At 70.7% G+C, this 17,906-nt stretch carries 22 protein-coding genes; 9 read left to right on the forward strand and 13 right to left on the reverse strand.

What is annotated here, in order from left to right; genetic code table 11:
- Positions 1-48: 48 nt before the first annotated feature.
- Entirely contained in the window at positions 49-726 is a 678-nt protein-coding gene (locus ACFCVM_RS13435) for a DedA family protein (RefSeq protein WP_375836909.1), read from the forward strand.
- Here the strand turns inward: ACFCVM_RS13435 and ACFCVM_RS13440 are convergent.
- The 3 genes from ACFCVM_RS13440 to ACFCVM_RS13450 all read right to left on the reverse strand — a co-directional run bounded on the left by ACFCVM_RS13440 (position 652) and on the right by ACFCVM_RS13450 (position 4,220).
- Entirely contained in the window at positions 652-1,281 is a 630-nt protein-coding gene (locus ACFCVM_RS13440) for an FMN reductase (protein WP_375836911.1), read from the reverse strand. The genes ACFCVM_RS13435 and ACFCVM_RS13440 overlap by 75 nt on opposite strands.
- Positions 1,282-1,283: 2 nt before the next feature.
- Complete coding sequence (locus tag ACFCVM_RS13445; protein ID WP_375836913.1) at positions 1,284-2,432, reverse strand: LLM class flavin-dependent oxidoreductase; 1,149 nt, start codon at positions 2,430-2,432, stop codon at positions 1,284-1,286.
- A gap of 189 nt (positions 2,433-2,621) precedes the next feature.
- Positions 2,622-4,220 carry a M28 family metallopeptidase gene (locus tag ACFCVM_RS13450; RefSeq protein ID WP_375836915.1) on the reverse strand — a complete coding sequence of 533 codons (1,599 nt, stop codon included), beginning with the start codon at positions 4,218-4,220 and terminating at the stop codon, positions 2,622-2,624.
- A 155-nt stretch (positions 4,221-4,375) separates the two neighbouring features.
- Here ACFCVM_RS13450 and ACFCVM_RS13455 point away from each other — a divergent pair, with 155 nt between their 5' ends.
- The gene (locus ACFCVM_RS13455; protein WP_375836917.1) at positions 4,376-5,191 is read left to right on the forward strand and encodes a glycosyltransferase family A protein; all 816 of its coding nucleotides are present in this window, start codon (positions 4,376-4,378) and stop codon (positions 5,189-5,191) included.
- Between the two features lie 29 nt (positions 5,192-5,220).
- Here the strand turns inward: ACFCVM_RS13455 and ACFCVM_RS13460 are convergent, their stop codons facing one another.
- Entirely contained in the window at positions 5,221-6,108 is an 888-nt protein-coding gene (locus ACFCVM_RS13460) for an alpha/beta fold hydrolase (RefSeq protein ID WP_375837628.1), read from the reverse strand.
- A 271-nt stretch (positions 6,109-6,379) separates the two neighbouring features.
- Here ACFCVM_RS13460 and ACFCVM_RS13465 point away from each other — a divergent pair, with 271 nt between their 5' ends.
- A complete protein-coding gene (locus ACFCVM_RS13465; RefSeq protein ID WP_375836919.1) occupies positions 6,380-6,757 on the forward strand; it encodes a thioredoxin family protein in 378 nt (125 codons plus the stop codon).
- Between the two features lie 24 nt (positions 6,758-6,781).
- Here the strand turns inward: ACFCVM_RS13465 and ACFCVM_RS13470 are convergent, their stop codons facing one another.
- From ACFCVM_RS13470 to ACFCVM_RS13485, 4 genes are all read right to left on the reverse strand, one after another.
- Positions 6,782-7,393 carry a hypothetical protein gene (locus ACFCVM_RS13470; protein ID WP_375836921.1) on the reverse strand — a complete coding sequence of 204 codons (612 nt, stop codon included), beginning with the start codon at positions 7,391-7,393 and terminating at the stop codon, positions 6,782-6,784.
- A gap of 73 nt (positions 7,394-7,466) precedes the next feature.
- Positions 7,467-8,354 (reverse strand): LLM class flavin-dependent oxidoreductase, encoded by an 888-nt coding sequence (locus ACFCVM_RS13475; protein WP_375836923.1) that lies wholly within the window; start codon positions 8,352-8,354, stop codon positions 7,467-7,469.
- Between the two features lie 30 nt (positions 8,355-8,384).
- Positions 8,385-9,587: a trans-sulfuration enzyme family protein gene (locus tag ACFCVM_RS13480; protein ID WP_375836925.1), complete on the reverse strand. Its 1,203-nt coding sequence runs from the start codon at positions 9,585-9,587 to the stop codon at positions 8,385-8,387.
- Positions 9,588-9,655: 68 nt separating this feature from the next.
- The gene (locus ACFCVM_RS13485) at positions 9,656-10,621 is read right to left on the reverse strand and encodes a DMT family transporter (protein ID WP_375836927.1); all 966 of its coding nucleotides are present in this window, start codon (positions 10,619-10,621) and stop codon (positions 9,656-9,658) included.
- A 127-nt stretch (positions 10,622-10,748) separates the two neighbouring features.
- Between ACFCVM_RS13485 and ACFCVM_RS13490 the strand changes: the two genes are divergently transcribed.
- Complete coding sequence (locus tag ACFCVM_RS13490; RefSeq protein ID WP_375836929.1) at positions 10,749-11,294, forward strand: CGNR zinc finger domain-containing protein; 546 nt, start codon at positions 10,749-10,751, stop codon at positions 11,292-11,294.
- 124 nt (positions 11,295-11,418) lie between these two features.
- Here the strand turns inward: ACFCVM_RS13490 and rpsO are convergent, their stop codons facing one another.
- Complete coding sequence (gene rpsO, locus ACFCVM_RS13495) at positions 11,419-11,688, reverse strand: 30S ribosomal protein S15 (RefSeq protein WP_056658110.1); 270 nt, start codon at positions 11,686-11,688, stop codon at positions 11,419-11,421.
- 221 nt (positions 11,689-11,909) lie between these two features.
- On the opposite strand from rpsO, the gene ACFCVM_RS13500 reads away from it, so the two are divergent.
- The gene (locus ACFCVM_RS13500) at positions 11,910-12,164 is read left to right on the forward strand and encodes an SHOCT domain-containing protein (RefSeq protein WP_375836932.1); all 255 of its coding nucleotides are present in this window, start codon (positions 11,910-11,912) and stop codon (positions 12,162-12,164) included.
- Positions 12,165-12,207: 43 nt separating this feature from the next.
- On the opposite strand, the gene ACFCVM_RS13505 is transcribed toward ACFCVM_RS13500, so the two are convergent.
- On the reverse strand, positions 12,208-13,218 hold the full coding sequence (locus ACFCVM_RS13505; RefSeq protein ID WP_375836934.1) for an NAD(P)-dependent alcohol dehydrogenase: 1,011 nt from the start codon (positions 13,216-13,218) through the stop codon (positions 12,208-12,210).
- A 107-nt stretch (positions 13,219-13,325) separates the two neighbouring features.
- Here ACFCVM_RS13505 and ACFCVM_RS13510 point away from each other — a divergent pair, with 107 nt between their 5' ends.
- Both ACFCVM_RS13510 and ACFCVM_RS13515 read left to right on the forward strand, forming a co-directional pair.
- Complete coding sequence (locus tag ACFCVM_RS13510; protein ID WP_375836936.1) at positions 13,326-13,520, forward strand: hypothetical protein; 195 nt, start codon at positions 13,326-13,328, stop codon at positions 13,518-13,520.
- Between the two features lie 72 nt (positions 13,521-13,592).
- The gene (locus ACFCVM_RS13515; protein WP_375836937.1) at positions 13,593-13,958 is read left to right on the forward strand and encodes a DUF488 domain-containing protein; all 366 of its coding nucleotides are present in this window, start codon (positions 13,593-13,595) and stop codon (positions 13,956-13,958) included.
- A gap of 41 nt (positions 13,959-13,999) precedes the next feature.
- Here ACFCVM_RS13515 and ACFCVM_RS13520 read toward each other — a convergent pair whose 3' ends face one another.
- Positions 14,000-14,851 carry a CPBP family intramembrane glutamic endopeptidase gene (locus ACFCVM_RS13520; protein WP_375836939.1) on the reverse strand — a complete coding sequence of 284 codons (852 nt, stop codon included), beginning with the start codon at positions 14,849-14,851 and terminating at the stop codon, positions 14,000-14,002.
- 11 nt (positions 14,852-14,862) lie between these two features.
- On the reverse strand, positions 14,863-15,753 hold the full coding sequence (locus ACFCVM_RS13525; RefSeq protein ID WP_375836941.1) for a hypothetical protein: 891 nt from the start codon (positions 15,751-15,753) through the stop codon (positions 14,863-14,865).
- 114 nt (positions 15,754-15,867) lie between these two features.
- Here ACFCVM_RS13525 and ACFCVM_RS13530 point away from each other — a divergent pair, with 114 nt between their 5' ends.
- Entirely contained in the window at positions 15,868-16,914 is a 1,047-nt protein-coding gene (locus ACFCVM_RS13530) for a M4 family metallopeptidase (RefSeq protein WP_375836944.1), read from the forward strand.
- Positions 16,915-16,970: 56 nt separating this feature from the next.
- Entirely contained in the window at positions 16,971-17,282 is a 312-nt protein-coding gene (locus tag ACFCVM_RS13535; protein WP_375836947.1) for a protealysin inhibitor emfourin, read from the forward strand.
- Here the strand turns inward: ACFCVM_RS13535 and ACFCVM_RS13540 are convergent.
- The gene (locus tag ACFCVM_RS13540) at positions 17,182-17,892 is read right to left on the reverse strand and encodes a lysoplasmalogenase (RefSeq protein ID WP_375836949.1); all 711 of its coding nucleotides are present in this window, start codon (positions 17,890-17,892) and stop codon (positions 17,182-17,184) included. The genes ACFCVM_RS13535 and ACFCVM_RS13540 overlap by 101 nt on opposite strands.
- Between the last annotated feature and the right edge of the window lie 14 nt (positions 17,893-17,906).

The following is a 17,906-nucleotide window of genomic DNA, read 5'->3' on the forward strand; positions in this document are numbered from 1 at the left end:
GTGCGGTGTCGTCTCCTGCCGTTCACCTCGAACCGCTAGAACGGGCACGTGGATGACGCCTGGCTGGTCTCGCTCGCCGCCTCGCCATGGCTCCTGCCCGCGCTCTTCGCGCTCGTCGTCGGCGATGCGTTCCTCGTCGTGCTGCCGAGCGAGACCCTGGTCGTCGCGCTCGGCGCGCTCGCGGCGACGACCGGGGAACCGGCGCTCTGGCAGGTCGTTCCCGTCGCCGCAGCCGGCGCGATCCTCGGCGACGGGCTCTGCTACCTGATCGGGCGACGCGTCGGCCTCGACCGGTGGCGTTGGCAGCGCACGGGTCGCCTCGCCGCCGCGATCCAGCGGATCCGGACGGCCGTGCACCGGAGGACGGCGCTGCTCGTGTTCACTGCACGGTACGTGCCGTTCGCCCGCATCGCGGTGAACCTGGCCGCCGGAGCGGGTCGGGTCCCGCTCCGGCGCTACCTCCCGCTGTCGGCCGCGGCAGGGATGGCATGGGCCGCGTACAACGTCGCAATCGGCGCGATCATCGGCAGCATGCTGCGAGACTCCCCGCTCCTCGCGATCGCCGTCTCGATCCCGATCGCCGTGGCGCTCGGGCTCCTCGTCGATCGTGCGATCGTGAGGCTCGATCGTCGCCGAGCGCTCAGGGAGGAGTCACTCGCCCGTGAGTCCCCCGATGAGGTGACCGAAGGGCCGGTCGAGGGCGAAGGGGTCCCTGACGTTCGCTGAACGGTCGCTCGCGGCGACGAGTGCTGCGAGCTCACCCGACGCTCGCTCGATGCGCGCCGGCAGCGTCTTCACGCTGTCGACCGATTCGCCCCAGTCGCCGGTCGCCGCGAACACGCCGGTCGGCGCCACGATCGCGTGCAGGTAGGTGAACATCGGCCGCAGCGCGTAGTCGAGCGCGAGCGAATGCCGCGGCGTGCCGGCCGTCGCGCCGATCACGACGGGCAGGTCGGCGAGCGCGGCGCTGTCGATCACGTCGAAGAACGACTTGAACAGCCCCGAGTAGCTCGTCGTGAAGATGGGCGTGACGGCGATGAGTCCGTCGGCGCCCGTCACGGCCCCGATGACCGCCTCGAGCTTCGGACTCGGGAAGCCCGTGAGCATGTGGTTCATGATGTCGGTCGCGACATCACGGAGCTCGAAGGTCTCGACGGTCGTGTCGATGCCCTGCTCGGTGAGCTTGGCCACGGTGGCGTCGCTGAGCTTGTCGGCGAGCATGCGCGTCGACGACGGCTGGCTGAGCCCGGCCGAGACGACGGCGAGGGTGCGGGTCGTCATGGTCAGGCTCCCTTCACGGCTGCGGCGCCGAATGCGGCGCCCTGCGGGGCTGCGCTCGTGCCGCCGGCGGCCTTCGCCGCGTTGCGCGCGGCGACGAGCGAGTCGTGCGTCGGGGCATCCGGAACCGTCGCGGGGCGGTTCTCGCCGAACTCCTTGCGCAGCACCGGCACGACCTCGGAGCCGAGCAGGTCGAGCTGCTCGAGCACCGTCTTCAGCGGCAGGCCCGCGTGGTCCATGAGGAACAGCTGGCGCTGGTAGTCGCCCACGTAGTCGCGGAAGCCGAGCGTCTTGTCGATGACCTCCTGCGGGCTGCCGACGGTGAGCGGCGTCTGCGCGGTGAACTCCTCGAGGCTCGGGCCGTGCCCGTAGACGGGCGCGTTGTCGAAGTACGGGCGGAACTCGCGAACGGCGTCCTGCGAGTTCTTGCGCATGAACACCTGGCCGCCGAGCCCGACGATCGCCTGCTCGGCCGTGCCGTGCTCGTAGTGCTCGAAGCGCTGGCGGTAGAGCGCCACCATGCGCTGGGTGTGCGAGGCCGGCCAGAAGATGTGGTTCGCGAAGAAGCCGTCGCCGTAGTAGGCGGCCTGCTCGGCGATCTCGGGGCTGCGGATCGAGCCGTGCCAGACGAACGGGGGCACGTCGTCGAGGGGGCGCGGGGTGGACTGGAAGCCCTGCAGCGGGGTGCGGAACTGGCCCTCCCAGTCGACGAAGTCCTCGCGCCACAGGCGATGCAGCAGGTTGTAGTTCTCGAGCGCGAGGTTGATGCCCTGGCGGATGTCCTTGCCGAACCACGGGTAGACGGGGCCGGTGTTGCCGCGGCCGAGCATGAGGTCGACACGGCCGTCGGCCACGTGCTGGAGCATCGCGAAGTCCTCGGCGATCTTCACGGGGTCGTTCGTCGTGATGAGCGTCGTCGAGGTCGTCAGCTGGATCCTCGACGTCTTCGCCGCGATGTAGGCGAGGGTCGTGGTCGGCGAGGAGGAGAAGAAGGGCGGGTTGTGGTGCTCGCCGAGTGCGAAGACGTCGAGGCCCACCTCTTCGGCGTGCTGGGCGATCGTCAGCACGTCGGTGATGCGCTCGTGCTCGCTCGGCGTGCGCCCCGTCGTCGGGTCTTGAGTGATGTCGCTGACGGTGAAGATTCCGAACTGCATGGTGCCCTCCTGGGCTCTTCCTCGTGGGAGATTTCCGCGTTGCATGCTTTTGCATACATCTCCGACAACGGATGCCCCCCGCCCACTATTCCCGATCGCTCCGGGTCGCGCACGCCGGGGCTCGTGCACTCGGTTGTGCACGCGCAAGGCGGGGGTGCCATCGGCACCCCCGCCCTGTTTCGCCGCGACTCAGTCGGCCGAGGAGTGCTCGTGCCCTCCGTCGCTGCCGACCGTGCCCTGCGGGCCGGCGGGCGCCGGCAGGGTGAAGCCGCCGGGCACCTTCTTGCCCTTGACGCCGTTCACCGTCTCGGTGGAGTACGCGTACGTCAGCACCGCCGTCGCGATCGCGTCGCTGTTGACGTCGAGCGCATCGAGCGCGAGGTTGTCGATCGTGTCGCAGGCGAGGTGGTAGCACTGGTCGTACTGCTCGCCGGCGGTTCCGCCCCAGATCGCCGCCTGCTCATCGGTCTTCACGACTTCGGCACCCGTGAACAGGCCGCCCGCCGGGATGCCGTTCTGGATGAACGCCTGGTAGTCGCTGCGACCGCTGAACTCGGCATCGTCGTACGGGATGCCCATCTTCGTGAAGTAGCTCTCGAAGAGGTCCTCGATCTGCACCGAGCCCTCGGGCACCACGACCGGCGCCGGGAAGCCCGACTCGTCGCCGTCGTACACCATGAAGATGTAGTTCGGCGAGGCGATCATGTCGAAGTTCAGGTAGAGCGCGATGTCGTCGCGCGCCGCCTGATCGAGTCCGGCCACGTAGGCGCGCGAGCCGAGCAGGCCGCTCTCCTCCGCACCCCACCATGCGAACCGCAGGGTGTTCTCGGGCTTCAGCTTCGAGATCTGCTGGGCGATCTCGAGCAGAGCCGACGATCCGCTGCCGTTGTCGTTGATGCCGGGACCGGCCTGCACCGAGTCGAGGTGCGCTCCGGCCATCACGACGTTCTCGTCGTTCCTGCCGGGCAGTTCCGCGATCACGTTGACCTGCGGACGCGACTCGGGTGCATCGACGAGGATCCTCGCCGTCGACCCTGCCGCCGTCATGGCCACGCCGTCGGCGTAGCTCGCTCCGACGACGGGGATGTCGAGCGGCTGGGTGTTCACGCCGAAGAGCGTGCCGGTGACGAGGCCCTCGCGCAGCGGCGTGTTGCCCTGGTTGAAGATGATCACGGCCTCGGCGCCCGCGGTCTGCGCGTTCACCGCCTTGACGCCGAACTCGCACGTTCCACGTTGGATGAGCGCGATGTCGGCGGGGCCGCTGAAGTCGAGGCCGGTGAAGTCGGATGCCTCGCAGCCGCTGTTCACCGGATCGCGCGGGAGTGCCGTCACGATGTCGACGGGGATCACCCTGCCGCTGACCTCGCCGTAGCCGGTGCCCGTGAACACGCCGGTCTCGTAGCTCGCCCCTGGTGCCGGCGTGAGCCGCTCGAGCTCGGGCGGCGGCACGTAGGTGAAGTCGAACTCGTCGAGCTCGACGCTCCACCCGGCGGCCTGCAGCGTCTCGACCACGTAGTCGACGCTCTCGGTGTAGCCCGAAGTGCCCGCTGAACGGTTGCCGTCATTGACGTCGGCGATCGCCTGCAGGGCCTCTTCGTGTTCGAGCACTCCGTCGACGCGCACGCACTCGAGCAGCTTCTGATACGTGTTGTTGGTGCGGTTGTCGCAGCCGTTTCCGGACGGTGCCGCGATCGCAGCACCGGTGGGCACGAGCGCCAGCCCGGCGATCGCCGCGGTTGCGATCACCACCGTGCGGGCGCGCTTGGAAAGTGTTGCAGATGGGTACATCGTCTCCCCTTCCATGCCGGTTCGTCTCCATTGACCCCCGGTCGCCGGTCAGCATATGTCGTTCACGACGCCGCCCGACAGCCCCAGTTCGGAATCCGCCGAAACGACGCACGGATCGAGCGTGGCGCCACCGCCGCATGGCTAGACTCGCCGTGATGGGCACGATTTCGGTCATCATTCCGAGCCTGAACGACGCGGACTTCCTCTCCGCGTGTCTCGATGCGCTCGCGAAGCAGACCCGGCGCCCAGACGAGATCGTCGTCGTCGACAACGGCTCGACGGATGCCACGACCGAGGTCGCCCTCGCGGCCGGCGCACGGGTCGTGCACGAGCCGATCCGCGGGATCTGGCCTGCCACTGCCGCCGGGTTCGACGCGGCCTCCGGCGAACTGCTCGCCCGCCTCGACGCCGACTCGATCCCCGCGCCCGACTGGATGGCAGAGGTCGAGCGCCGCATGACGATGGCCGACCGACCGACCGTCGTGACGAACAGCGGCACGTTCTACGGGCGCAATGCGGTCGTGCGGTGGATCGCCCGCAACATCTACATCGGCGGCTACTTCACGGTGATCGGCGCGCTGCTCGGCCACCCGCCCATCTTCGGCTCGAACTACGCGATGCGCGCCGACGCGTGGGCGCGGCTCCGTGATCTGGTGCATCGCGACCGTGCCGACGTGCACGACGACCTCGACCTCGCGTGGTGGATGCAGCCCGGCATGACGGTCGTGCGCGACCGCCGAATGCAGGTCGGCGTCTCGGCGCGCCCGTTCGACACCTTCGACGGCCTCGCACGGCGTGTGCGCATGGCCTTCCATACGATGTCGGTCGAGTCCCGGGAATGGCCGCCGCTCACCCGGCGCGCCGAGCGCCGTCGTGCGCCCGTCTGGGTCTGGGAGGCGAACGCACTGCCCGCCGATCCCGACGTCGCCGAAGCGGCCGAGGCCGATGGCGAGGAACCGCTGCCCGCGTGAAGCGCACCGGCGGCTCGCCGCCGACGTTCCTACGGCGTGAGCCCGGTCGCGGCGAAGAGCGCGAGCATGTCGCGCACGAGCTGATGCGGCGCGGTCTCGCACGGGCTGTGCCCGGTGGGATACACCGCGAAGTGCGCCCCGATCTCGCGCGCGAACCGCTCGTGCAGCTCACGCGGCCAGAGGTCGTGCTCCCCCACTGCGACGAGTTTCGGAATCGTCGACGCCACGAGCCCCGCCCGCAGGTCGGGCGTCCGCATCATGAGCGCGATGATGTCGTCGACGCTCTCGCGCCGGGTGAGTGCGAAGCGATCGCGCACGAACTCGAGTCGGCGCGGCGGCACCCGGTTGAGGTTGTTCCGGATGCCCCAGAGCATGAGCGCGGCGCCCTGATGCGGTGAGGTGAACGAACTGATCGGCCCGATGCGCTTGACCCCGCGGAACGCCTGCCCGGGTTCGGGCGGGGCGCTCAGCAGCGTGAGGCTCGCGAACCGTTCGGGTCGTTCGAGCAGTGCGAGTTCGGCGAGCGTGCCGGCGAAGCTGTAGCCGAGCACGTGCGCGGGCGCCGTGCCGTCGTCGAGCACGGCGAGGAGATCGTCGAGGAAGAGCCGCTCGTCGTATCGCTGTCGCGGCGGGCGGAGGTTCCACGGACCTGCGCGCCACGACTCGTACTGACCCGCCAGATCGAACGACTCGACTCGATAGCCGGCCTCCGCGAAGAGCGGCATCATGAGCACGAAGTCCTCTTTCGAGCCCGTGGCGCCCGGCACGAGCACGATGCGCGGGGCCGACGGCCCCCCCAGCGCGACGCGGGCGAGCGTGCCGCTCGGAGCCTCGAAGCTCGAATGCTCCGCGTTCTCGGGGAACACCCGCCAGTCGAGGTCGGGGATCGCGTCGTCGGCCGCTCGCGCAGGATCGATCAGGTGAGCCGGACCTGCCGGAGGCGCCGAATCCCCCGGTCGCGCGGCATCGACCGCGACCTCCGGTTCCGACGATTCGTCGGAGACCGAGCCGCGGCGACGGAACGAACCGAGCGCGCCTCCGAATGCGACCACGCCTTCACGATACCGGCGCCGACCCACGTCGGCCCAGAACGCTCGAGCCCGATCGGTGCAGCGACCGGTTCCGGCGCACAGCTCGCGCTGAGCGAACGCCGGGCCCGCCCACAGGGACCCCGCTTAGGCTGGGGGCATGGCTACCGTGGCGCTCACCCTGGACACCTTCGAGAAGACGATCCTCGAGGGCGGCACCGTCTTCGTCGATTTCTGGGCCGGCTGGTGCGGTCCGTGCCTGCAGTTCGCGCCGAACTACGAGGCCGCAGCCGAGGCCAACCCCGACTTCACGTTCGCCAAGGTCGACACCGAAGACCAGCAGCAACTCGCCGCGGCCATGAACATCACGTCGATCCCGACGATCATGGCGTTCAAGGACGGCATCGGCGTGTTCGCACAGGCCGGCGCACTGCCCCGCCCGATGCTCGACGAGCTCATCTCCCAGGTTCGGGCGCTCGACATGGAGCAGGTGCGAGCGGACCTCGCCAAGCAGGAGGCCGAGGAGGCCTCGGCCTGAGCCACCGGCTCCACCCGCGCGGACTCACTCCTCCGCTGCACCCAGACGCTCGAGCCCGCTGAGGTCGAGCTCGACCCCGTGCGGCCGTGATCCGCCGGTGATGAGGGCCGGCACCCGCACGTAGGCGCCGCGCTCGCGCATCCCGTCGAGCAGCTCGCGCCACCGGTCGTCGGCCGCCGGGCTCAGGAATCCAGCGTGACGCGGACGATCGCCGCCCACGAGCTGCACGCCGATCCGGTAACGCCGCGACAGCCATCTGCTCGCGCGCGGCACGAGCACCGCGTGCTGTTCGGCGCCCCCGTGCAACCTCGCGAGCCCGACCGCCGGTTGGTGCCGATGCACATCGGCCACGGGCGACACCGCACGCACCGCTCGCTCGACGCGCACCGCATCGACGATCTCGATCCCGTCGAGTGTCGTGAGGTCGCCCCACTGGTCGGGGTTCGATCGCCGCGACCCGCGTACGAGGCCGAGGATCAGCCATGCGACCGCCGCCGCGAGGATGGCGAGGAAGGGCCAGAGCAGCCACGGCGGGCCATCCGGCCGCACCACGCCCGTCAACAGGAGCAGCACGAACACGACGAGGTACGGGAGCGGCTCCCAGGCGAGAAACGGCTTCGAACGGGGCGCGGGCATGTGCTTCAGGCTATCGCGAGCACGGATGCCGCGAGCCCGCCGGACGACCCCGCCGACGTGTTCGGCTCTCGCGTCAGCGCAAGCGCCGCATGAGCTCCGCCACTTCGTCGAGCACCGACTCGTCGCCGGCGTAGAGGCCGTGCTCGCGGGGCCAGTGGGCGACGACGTCGGTGAATCCGAGCTCGGCCGCGCGCCCGACGGCGTCTTCGAACGCGGCTGCGCTCTCGAGGCTGTACCTCGGCTCGGAGTCGAGGGACAGGATGCGCTCGAGGCTCGACGGGTCGCGGCCCTCACGTGCACAGGCGTCGTCGAGCCGTGCACTCAACTCCGCGAGCCGTCGCCACCAGGCGTCGGTGTCGTCGACCGTGCCGCCGGTCGTCACCCAGCCGTCGCCGAGGCGCGCGACGAGATCGAGACCCTTCGGGCCTTCGGCCGCGAGGTGCAACGGCATGCGGGGACGCTGCGCGGGTTCGCCGACCATGCGGGCTCCGGATGCGGTGAACCACTCGCCCTCGAAGGAGATCCCGTCGGACCCCGGCTCCTCGAATCGCAGCAGCACGTCGAGCGCCTCGGCGAACTCGACGAATCGTGCGAGCCGCTGCCGCGGTGTGTACTCGGGCTGCCCGAGCACGAACGCGTCGAATCCGGTGCCGCCCGAGCCGACACCGAGCAGCAGGCGGCCGCCCGAGATCTGGTCGAGGGTCGCGACATCCTTCGCGAACGGCACGGGATGCCGGAAGTTCGGGCTCGCGACGAAGGTGCCGAGTCCGATGCGCTCGGTGACCATCGCGGCCGCCGTGAGCGTGGGCACCGTGGCGTGCCAGCGTTCGCCCGCGAGCCCCCGCCACGAGAGGTGGTCGTAGGTCCACGCGTGATCGAACCCGAGTTCCTCGGCGCCGCGCCAGTAGTGCACCGCCTCGGGCCACTCGTACTGCGGAAGGATGATGACGCCGAATCGCATGATCAGAGTCTAGGCAGTACGACCGGCCGCTCAGCCGGCGAGCGGGCCCACCGCGAGGTCGAGCGCCTGTCGCAGGTCGGCGATGAGATCGTCGGCGTCCTCGAGGCCGAGCGAGAACCGCAGGTGCCCGAGCGTCGTGAAGCCGTCGGGGTAGAACGCCACACGCGGCCCGGTCGTTCCGACGTGCACGATGAGCGACTCGTCGTGTCCGAGCGAGACCGCGGAGGTCACGATGCGCAGCGCCGCGACGAACGCGTTCTGCACGTCGGGGCCGCCGTCGACGGCGAACGACATCACTCCGCCGTACGCCCCGCCGAACTGTGCGCTCGCGAGTTCGTGCTGCGGGTGGTTCGCAAGCCCCGGGTAGGCGACGAAGGCGATGCGCGGGTCGGCGTCGAGCGCCTCGGCGACACGCAGTGCCGTCGCGAAGGTCTGGCGAAGGCGGAGTGGCAGCGTCACCGAGCCGCGCATGATGAGCCACGCGTTGAACGGGCTGATGACGCCGCCCACGTCGACCATCGCATCGGCCTTCAGCTGTGCGATGAGCTCGCGCCGGCCCGTGACGGCCCCGCCCATGGCGTCGCCGTGGCCGTTGATGTACTTCGTCAGCGAGTGCACCGAGAGGTCGGCGCCGTGATCGAGCGGTCGGAAGAACGGCGGCGGGGTGAACGTCGAGTCGACGCTGAGCAGGGCACCGGCGTCGTGTGCGATCGCGGCGACGCCCGCGACATCCGTCACCTTCGTCGTCGGGTTCGCGATCGCCTCGATGTGCACGAGCCTCGTGTTCGGACGGAGCGCCGCGCGCACGGCGTCGAGGTTGCTCGTGTCGACGAAGTCGGCCTCGATGCCGTACTTTCCGGGCAGGAGCTCGGTGAAGAGCCGGTACGTCGCCTCGTACGAGACATCCGAGACGATCACGTGGTCGCCCGACCTCAGGAACGTGAAGAAGACGGCGTGCAGGGCGGCGACGCCGCTCGCGAGCACGACGGAGTCCTCGCCGTGGTCGAGTATCGCGAGCTTCTTCTGCAACCCGATCTGGTTCGCGCCCGAGTTGCGCGTGTACAGCGGGCTCTCGGTGCCCGACCAGCTCATCGTCGACGGATCGTCGGGCAACGCGTAGGAGTTCGCCATCACGATCGGCGTGCGGATCGCCCCCGATCCGCCGTCGACGGCGTTTCCGGCGTGCACCGCCTGGGTCGTGTCGGCGAGTTCGGTCCAGTCGGCGCGGGTCATGCCTCGACGCTACGCCCGATCGATCGAGTGTTACGGCCGGTTGCGAGGGGCCACGAGCCTGTCGGGCGCTACTCGCGAACGTCGATGGCCACCGGCACGAGGTCGATGTCGAGCGCGACCGCCGCAGCGTCGCGCGGCCGTTCGAAGCGCACGAGCACGATGCCGCCCAGGATGAGGAGCCCGCCCGCCGCCTGCAGCGGGCCGATCGCCTCGCCGAGCACGAACCACGCGACGATCGCGGCGAAGATCACCTCGGAGAGTCCGAGGAACGACGACAGGCGCGTGCCGAGCATGCGGATCGCACTGATGCCCGCGACGTAGGCGAAGGCCGTCGACACGAGGCCGACCGTCAGCACCGGCACCCACCACGACGCGATCGTGCCGAAGTACGGCACCTCGACGAACTCGGCCGAGAACGGCACGACGCCGACGATGCCGAGGGCCCCGAGCACCACGGCACCCACGACGAAGCCGCTCGCGGCGAGCGCGATCGGGGGCACCGAGACATCCGCTCGCTCGCCGAGCACGTAGTAGACGCAGACGCCGACCATCGCGACGCCCGCGAGCAGCAGGCCCACGACGTCGAGCCCGCCGCCGCCCGGACCGATCACGAGGTAGAGGCCCGCGATCGCGAGCACGGATCCCGAGATGACGACGAACTGCGGCGCCCGTCGCTGCCGAACCCACGCGACGAGCACGAGCGCGACCGGAGCGAGGTACTCGATGAGCAGGGTCGTGCTGACCGGGATGAGCGCGATCGAGGCGTAGAAGGCGACCTGCGTGCCGACGACGGCGATGAGCGCGTACGCGAGCACGGTCCAGCGGGCGCGCCAGAGGGGCCGCAGGTCGAACTTCAGGGCGATGAGGCCCGGCACGAGCAGCGCGATCGCGGCGACGCCGATGCGGGCGAACACCGCGGCACCGGGTGACCAGCCCGACTCGAGGAGCGGCTTGACGACCACTCCGCCTGCGCCGAAGGCGAGCCCGGCGGCGAGGCCGAGCACGATGCCGATGGCGCCCTTCGAACCGCGCATCGGCATCTCCTTCTCGTAGTGGGGCCGCTCGCCCGATTCGTGACCGCGCCGCTGCCGAGGGCTTGCCGCGTCATGACCGAACGACGTTATGCTCGTGACAGTACCGGCAACGGATGTCAGGAGTCAAATGATTTTCACCGATGACACGATCGCGGCGCTGGGCTTCGTCGCAGCGCTGGCCGACACCGTGCCCGCGGCGTCCGAATCGGGTGCCGACGAACTCACGACACCCGAACAGCTCGGAACGATCCTCGACGCCTGGTGGTACTCGGGTCGGCGCGACGGCACCGCGGCCGAGGTCGCAGAGGTCGCCGCAGCGCGCGACCGGCTCCGGGCGCTCTGGCGCCTCGATCGCGACGACGCCGTGACCGAGGTGAACGCGATCCTCGATGAGGCGAACGCCCTGCCCCGCCTCGTGCGGCACGACGACCTCGACTGGCACGTGCACGCGACCAGCCAGGATGCGCCGCTCGCCTCCCGCATCCTCGTCGAGGCGGCGATGGCGTTCGTCGACGTCATCCGTGCCGACGGCATGGATCGACTGCGGGCGTGCCAGGCCGACGACTGCGCGGGAATCTACGCCGACCTGTCGAAGAACGCCTCGCGCCGCTACTGCAGCACGCGGTGCGGCAACCGGGTGGCCGCGCGGGCGCACCGCGCGCGCGTCGAGTAGCGCCGCACTCGAGCGGCCCGACACCACCCGGGAATGACGAAAGCCCCCGGCCGGCTCCGAAGAGCGGGCGGGGGCTTTCGCAAGAAGCTCGCGGTATCAACGAGAGCCGCAGCGATGAAGCTGCTTAGCGGCGCAGGCCGAGACGCTCGATGAGCTTGCGGTAGCGGTTGATGTCCACGTCGGCGAGGTAGCCGAGCAGACGACGGCGCTGACCGACGAGGAGCAGCAGGCCACGACGCGAGTGGTGGTCGTGCTTGTGCTCCTTCAGGTGCTCGGTGAGGTCCTTGATTCGCTTCGTGAGGAGCGCGATCTGGACCTCGGGGGATCCAGTGTCACCGGGGTGCGTCGCGTACTCTTCGATGATCGCCTTCTTGACGTCTGCTTCGAGTGCCATAGATGGGATCCCCTTTCTTCTTGTTGCGCGCTGCCCGTGGCAGAATGCCCGGGCTCTCTTTGTGCGCGGCCGTCATGACGGCAACCTCAATACTCTACCAGAGCGGATGCCTCGCGGCCGACCTCCGAGCCTCGCAGCTCTGGTGCCGGGGCGGCCGGGTCGCTAGAGTCGTCGGCGTTGTCGCCGCCATCGGGGCGTCGGGCTGACGAAGGGCGTCGAGTATGTTCACGGGCTTCACCGGCTGGCACGCGCTGATCATCCTTGGCGTGTTCGTCTTCTTCGCGGCGATCGCAGTCGGTGTGCTGCTGCTCATCAGGTACGCCGCGAAGTCGGGTACGACGGCGGCGCTCGAGAGCGCCGGGCCGCCGCCGGGCGCGGGCGAACGACTCGACCAGCTCGAACGGCTCCGCTCCGAGGCGAGGATCACCGAAGCCGAGTACACCGCGAAACGCGCTGAGATCCTGGGCGGGCTCTGACGGCGCCTGACCCCGGCAGCGACGACGTCGCCGGCGTCTGGACTCAGCCGAGCCCGACCACGGCCTTGCCGAGCACGGCACCCGATCGCAGGCGGGCGAGCTGCTGCGGCACCTGCTCGAGCGGGTGCGGGCCGTCGATGACCGCCAGCAGCTCCCCCGCTTCGGCGAGCGCGGCGATCTCGGGGAGGTCGCGGTTCGGCACGGCGGCGAGCAGCCCGATGCGCCGTGCGGTCCCCGCGTCCGCCCCGGCCTCTGCCTGGCGGCCGGCGCGAGCACCGGCGACGAGCACCTGGGCGATGCGGCGCGGGCTCCCGCCGATGTACGCGGCGCGCCCGCCCTCGGCGAGCAACTCGCCGGACCGCGGCGCCGGCAACGCGCCGACCACGTCGAGCACGAGATCGAAGGCATGACGCGATCCGGCGTCGTCGCCGATGCCCGCGTCGACGACATCGGCGCCGATCCCGGCCAGCGCGTCGAGCTTCCACATCGCGCGCTCGACGGCGGTCACGTGGGCGCCCCCGCGCTTCGCGAGCTGGATCGCGAAGGTGCCGACTCCCCCGCCCGCACCGACGACGAGCACGCGCCTGCCGCTCAGCGAGCCGTTCGGCGCCACCGCCTCGGCGCCGCCGAGTGCCTGCCACGCCATGCTCGCGGCCTGCGGCAGCGCGGCGGCCGTGAGGTCGTCGACCCCGGGCGGTCGCGCGACGAACGCGTCCTCGCGCGCGGCGACCCGCTCGGCGAACCCGCCCCAGCCCGCCGCCGAGAGCTCCCCGAAGACGGCATCCCCGACGCGATGGCGGGTCGCGCCCGAACCGACGGCGACGACCGTGCCCGAGACATCCGAGCCGATCACGCGGCGCCTGCGCTTCGGGCGGAACGGCGCCTCCAGGCGCACGAGGGCCGCCCCCGTGGCGAGGTCGACGTCCCAGGAGTTGAGCGAGACCGCGGCCACCCGCACGACGACCTCGCCGTCGCCCGGCACGGGATCGGGCAGGTCGGCGAGGCGCATGACCCGCTCGGGCGGGCCGTATCGGTCGAGCACGATCGCGCGCATGCGCGGCATCCTCTCATCGAGCCTCTGGGTGGTCCGAGGATACCGAGCATGCGGCCGGGCGGCAGCCGATGCTTGCGGCGCGGCCGTCGGTGCGGGATGCTGCCCGCATGCGAAAGCCAGTCCTCGTCGCGATCGGTGCGCTCGTCGCCATCATGGGCATCGTCTTCATGCTCCAGGGCATCGGCCTCATCGGCGGCAGCGCCATGACCGGGTCCCCGCTCTGGGCGATCCTCGGGCCGATCATCGCCCTCGGCGGCGTCGCGCTCATCATCCTCGGGTTGCGGAGCCGGCCGAAGAGCTGACGGCGTCGACACGGCGGCACGGCACGGCACGGTCGCTTGGCACGACGGATGCCCCCGGGGCAGACTGGCCCCATGGGGTTCGTCATCAAGCGGGTCTACGACCCGGCCGAGGCATCCGACGGCTATCGCGTGCTGGTCGACCGGCTCTGGCCGCGCGGCGTGAGCAAGGAGCGCGCCGAGCTCGACCTCTGGGACAAGGAGGTCGCGCCCTCCCCCGAGCTCCGCACCGAATGGCACCACAACCGTGAGCGGTTCGACGAGTTCGCCGAGCGGTACCGCGGCGAGCTCGACGCGAACGACGCCGCGCAGGCGCTCATCGCGCTCGGCGCCGAGCACGACCGGGTGACGCTGCTGTTCGGCGCACGCGACGAGCAGGTGAACCATGCGGCGGTGCTGCTCGAGTGGCTCGGCGCGCACGGGGCATCCGTCGACGCGTGATCGCACGGCGCCGCAGCCGCAGCGCCGCAGTCTGCGGGGCCCTACGGCGCCAGCAGGAAGATCGCCGGCCACCCCGTGTGGGCGTAGACGATGACGGCGAACACCACGGCGTCGAAGAGCATGTGCACGACGAACACGTAGGTGAGCGACTTCGTGAGCTTGAACGTGTAGCCCTGGATGAGCGCGAACGGGATCGTGAGCAGCGGCCCCCACGATTGGTAGCCGAGCTCCCACAGGAATGAGACGAAGACGATCGTCTGCAGCAGGTTCGCCTGCCACGACGGGAAGTGCCGGCGCAGCAGCACGAAGACCGTGCAGATGAAGAAGAGCTCGTCCCACGTGCCGACGGCGGCGACGCCGACGAAGAGGCGCGCGATCGTGTCGGGCTCGGTCACCGTCGGCCAGTTCTGGTAGGAGCCCGAAGTGATGAAGTAGAACGGCAGGATCAGCCAGCCCGCGAGCGTCACGAAGATCAGGTAGAGCCACTGCGTGCGGTTCCAGCGCCGCCCGGTGCGCCACGGGAAGCGGATGACGTGCTCGCGGTACACGAACCGCGAGATGACGTAGGGCACGAGCACCGCGAGGCTCAGCACGACCGCGAAGCGAACGATGCCCTCGTCGCTGAGGTCGGCCTTCAGCGACACCGTCGAGATGATGACCTGGCCGACGGCGATGAGTGCGAGGTCGGCGGCGAGCCGCTCTGTGCGGCCCGAGCGATCGCAGAGCCACGCCGCGAGCAGGCCGGCAGCGAGCATCGCGTAGCCCGCGATCGGCACCATGAACCCGAAGAGCAGCACCGCGGCGCCGCACACGAGCACGGCGGGCACGAGGGCGATCGGATGCGTCCGCAGCGCGGCGACGTCGGCGGTGTCGGCGATGTTCGTGCTCGGCATCGGCGGGCTCGCTACTCGTCGTCGCCGAGGTCGCCGCGACGCGACGCCTCGGCCCATCGTGCGAGGAACACGGCACCCGCCTCGTCGTGTATGAGGTCGCCGGCAATGAGCACGGGGTACGCGGTCGCGGGGATGCCATCGGCCGGGCGCACGTCGACGTGCCGCACCCGCTCGCCGCGTTCGGCGAGCCAGTCGGCCATGCGGTAGTCGCCGCGCGAGTCGCCCATCGTGCGCCAGTGCTGCGGGCGGATACCGCGCTCCTCGAGCAGCTCGACGGCTCGCGCCGCCCCCAGATCCTTGCCGAGCCGCACCGACTCGACGTCGGTCGAGATGATCGTCGGGTCAATGCGCCAGTGCACGCGCCCCGCGGCATCCGGTCGCTCGTCGCCCTCTCGCACGGTGCCGAAGCCGCGTGCGGCGAGCCCGTCGTGCGCGTGGGCGTCGAAGCGCGGCTGGGCCTCGAGGTAGTCGACGGATGCCACGTGCACGTGCTGCTCGACCGAGACCATCGCCCGCTTCGTGTCGTCGAAGAAGGCGAACTCGTCGAAGTGCTCCTCGACGTAGGCGCGCATGTCGGCGGCGAAGTCGGCGGGCATCGCGAGCTCGAGGTCGACGAAGACCTCGCCGAGGCCGTCGGTGTCGATCGCGGCCCAGACCGCGCCCTTCTCGCAGATCGCCCAGACCGGCGCGCCCGGCTCGAGGCCCGCGGCGAGGAGCGGCGGCACGACCTGATCGGCGATGAACGCGTCGGAGCGGCCCGTGTTGAAGACCACGGGATTGCCGGCGTTCGCGAGGGCCGCGAGGTCGCGGGCGATCGACGGGATCGCGATCGAGCGCGTCACGGGGCTCGCGATGGGGCCGTCGACGTCGAGCAGGAGGCCGAGGAGCGGGGTGGTGGTCACGCATCCAGCCTATGGGCGCGGTGCTCGATGCGGTGCGGCCGATGCCATCGGCCGCGCGACGACTCGTGAGCGCGGCGCCGCGCCGATGTCCTCGGCAGGTGGCAGCATCGAGGCATGCAGCAGATCGTGCCTCCCTACCTGCTCGACCGCATCGCCCACGCGGCCGGCCCGCGATTCCCGATCGCGGCCGAGGCCGCGAGGCGCGCGCTGCTGCGCGAGCCGCCTGCACGACTCGGCGTCGAGGCCCTGCCCGAACTGCCGAGCGTGCTGCCCGACGCCCCGTCGGCGCCCGATCGGCGCATCTCCGACGCCGAGGGTCGCGAGAAGCTGCCGGGCCGGCTCGTGCGGCGCGAGGGCGAGCGCGCCACCGGCGATGAGGCCGTCGACGACGCCTACGACGGCCTCGGCGACACGCACCGCATGTTCGACCGTGTCTTCGGCCGGGACTCGATCGACGGCGCCGGCATGCCGCTCGAGGCGACCGTGCACTTCGGCGACAAGTACGACAACGCCTTCTGGGACGGCGAGCGCATGGTGTTCGGCGACGGCGACGGCGAGGTCTTCAGCGGCTTCACCGATTCGCTGAGCGTCATCGGCCACGAGCTCGCGCACGGTGTCACCGAGCACACGGCGAAGCTGCGCTACCAGGGGCAGTCCGGGGCGCTCAACGAGCACGTCTCCGACGCGTTCGGCGCGCTCGTCGAGCAGTACGCGCTCGGCCAGGATGCCGAAGCGGCGAGCTGGCTCATCGGCGAGGGCATCTTCACCGACGAGGTGCAGGGGCGGGCCCTGCGCTCGATGCTCGAGCCCGGCACCGCCTACGACGACGACGTGCTCGGCCGCGACCCGCAGCCCGCGCACATGCGCGACTACATCGAGACCGACGACGACAACGGCGGGGTGCACCTGAACTCGGGCATCCCGAACCGGGCGTTCGCCCTCGCCGCGATCGAGCTCGGCGGTTTCGCGTGGGAGCACGTGGGGCGCATCTGGTACGACGTGCTCACCTCGGGTCGCCTCTCCGCCGACGCCGACTTCGCGGCCTTCGCCGCCGAGACCGTGCGAGCGGCGCGCGAGCGCTTCGGCGCCGAGAGCCCCGAAGAGCGCGCCGTCGCCCGCGGCTGGTCGACGGTCGGCGTCGACGTGGCGCCCACCGGGTAGCGCCCATCCGGGCGGGCGCCCGACCGCGCCCGCCGACCGCGGAGTACGATCGGCGCATGGACGTCATCGTGTCCCGGAGCGGTGGCCTCGCAGGTTTGAGGCTCACCTGGGAGGTTCGCGTCGACGAGCAGCCCGACCCCGACGAGTGGTACATCCTCATCGATGAGATCCCGTGGGGCGAGACGCCCCCGCTCCCGCCTGAACCCGACCGCTTCGTCTACCGCATCCGATGCGAACCGCACGAGGCGACGCTCGCCGAGCGCCAGCTCACGGGGCCGTGGCGCCAGCTCGTCGATCGAGTGCAGGAGACGACGGATCCGCAGCGGCTCGGCTCGCGCGAGTCGCCGCCACCACGCCCCAGGCGATGAGTCCCTGCGCCGCGAGGTACGTCGACATGACGACGAAGTCGTGTGCGGTGAACTCGTACCCCGGAAGGAACCTCCCGAGGGCGAGCACCGAGTCGGAGACGATGAAGAACGCGCCGCCGAGCACGACCCACCGGCCGTGCATCGACGCGCACATCGCCATCATGCCGATGGCCGCCGCGTAGAGCACGATCGGGGCCGCGAGCACGCCGGCGTTCGGCAGGAGCAGACCGAGCATGACGATCATCCACGCCCAGTACACGTACGACCAGGCCGGCGGGCGGCGGCGGGCACGGGGCATCCGCAGGAAGAGCGCGATGTAGGCCACGTGCGCGAGGAGGAACGAGCAGAGGCCCGCCACGAACCATCCGTCGCCCGGGAACGAGAGCAGCACATCGCCGCCCCACGAGAAGGCGATGCCCGCCAGCAGCAGCGGCACAGGTGGCCGGAACGGACGCACGAGGAGCACCACCGCGAGGGCGAGCAGCGGCATCAGCGTCGCCTTCGTGGCCGTCACGCTCCAGGCCGGGCCGAGGTACAGCAGCACGAGGTGCAGTGCCGACACCGCGAGGTAGGGGGCGAACGCGATGAGCGGCGATCGGAAGCGGGTCACACGTCGCACCTTTC

The organism is Agromyces sp. NPDC056389 (assembly GCF_042262385.1).
GTDB lineage: Bacteria > Actinomycetota > Actinomycetes > Actinomycetales > Microbacteriaceae > Agromyces.

Excerpts from the sequence above, each read along its gene's own strand:
- ACFCVM_RS13440 (WP_375836911.1), bottom strand. The coding sequence starts at position 1,281 with ATGACGACCCGCACCCTCGCCGTCGTCTCGGCCGGGCTCAGCCAGCCG.
- ACFCVM_RS13445 (WP_375836913.1), bottom strand. The coding sequence starts at position 2,432 with ATGCAGTTCGGAATCTTCACCGTCAGCGACATCACTCAAGACCCGACG.
- ACFCVM_RS13450 (WP_375836915.1), bottom strand. The coding sequence starts at position 4,220 with ATGTACCCATCTGCAACACTTTCCAAGCGCGCCCGCACGGTGGTGATC.
- ACFCVM_RS13455 (WP_375836917.1), top strand. The coding sequence starts at position 4,376 with ATGGGCACGATTTCGGTCATCATTCCGAGCCTGAACGACGCGGACTTC.
- ACFCVM_RS13465 (WP_375836919.1), top strand. The coding sequence starts at position 6,380 with ATGGCTACCGTGGCGCTCACCCTGGACACCTTCGAGAAGACGATCCTC.
- ACFCVM_RS13470 (WP_375836921.1), bottom strand. The coding sequence starts at position 7,393 with ATGCCCGCGCCCCGTTCGAAGCCGTTTCTCGCCTGGGAGCCGCTCCCG.
- ACFCVM_RS13475 (WP_375836923.1), bottom strand. The coding sequence starts at position 8,354 with ATGCGATTCGGCGTCATCATCCTTCCGCAGTACGAGTGGCCCGAGGCG.
- ACFCVM_RS13480 (WP_375836925.1), bottom strand. The coding sequence starts at position 9,587 with ATGACCCGCGCCGACTGGACCGAACTCGCCGACACGACCCAGGCGGTG.
- ACFCVM_RS13485 (WP_375836927.1), bottom strand. The coding sequence starts at position 10,621 with ATGCGCGGTTCGAAGGGCGCCATCGGCATCGTGCTCGGCCTCGCCGCC.
- ACFCVM_RS13490 (WP_375836929.1), top strand. The coding sequence starts at position 10,749 with ATGATTTTCACCGATGACACGATCGCGGCGCTGGGCTTCGTCGCAGCG.
- rpsO (WP_056658110.1), bottom strand. The coding sequence starts at position 11,688 with ATGGCACTCGAAGCAGACGTCAAGAAGGCGATCATCGAAGAGTACGCG.
- ACFCVM_RS13500 (WP_375836932.1), top strand. The coding sequence starts at position 11,910 with ATGTTCACGGGCTTCACCGGCTGGCACGCGCTGATCATCCTTGGCGTG.
- ACFCVM_RS13505 (WP_375836934.1), bottom strand. The coding sequence starts at position 13,218 with ATGCGCGCGATCGTGCTCGACCGATACGGCCCGCCCGAGCGGGTCATG.
- ACFCVM_RS13510 (WP_375836936.1), top strand. The coding sequence starts at position 13,326 with ATGCGAAAGCCAGTCCTCGTCGCGATCGGTGCGCTCGTCGCCATCATG.
- ACFCVM_RS13515 (WP_375836937.1), top strand. The coding sequence starts at position 13,593 with ATGGGGTTCGTCATCAAGCGGGTCTACGACCCGGCCGAGGCATCCGAC.
- ACFCVM_RS13520 (WP_375836939.1), bottom strand. The coding sequence starts at position 14,851 with ATGCCGAGCACGAACATCGCCGACACCGCCGACGTCGCCGCGCTGCGG.
- ACFCVM_RS13530 (WP_375836944.1), top strand. The coding sequence starts at position 15,868 with ATGCAGCAGATCGTGCCTCCCTACCTGCTCGACCGCATCGCCCACGCG.
- ACFCVM_RS13535 (WP_375836947.1), top strand. The coding sequence starts at position 16,971 with ATGGACGTCATCGTGTCCCGGAGCGGTGGCCTCGCAGGTTTGAGGCTC.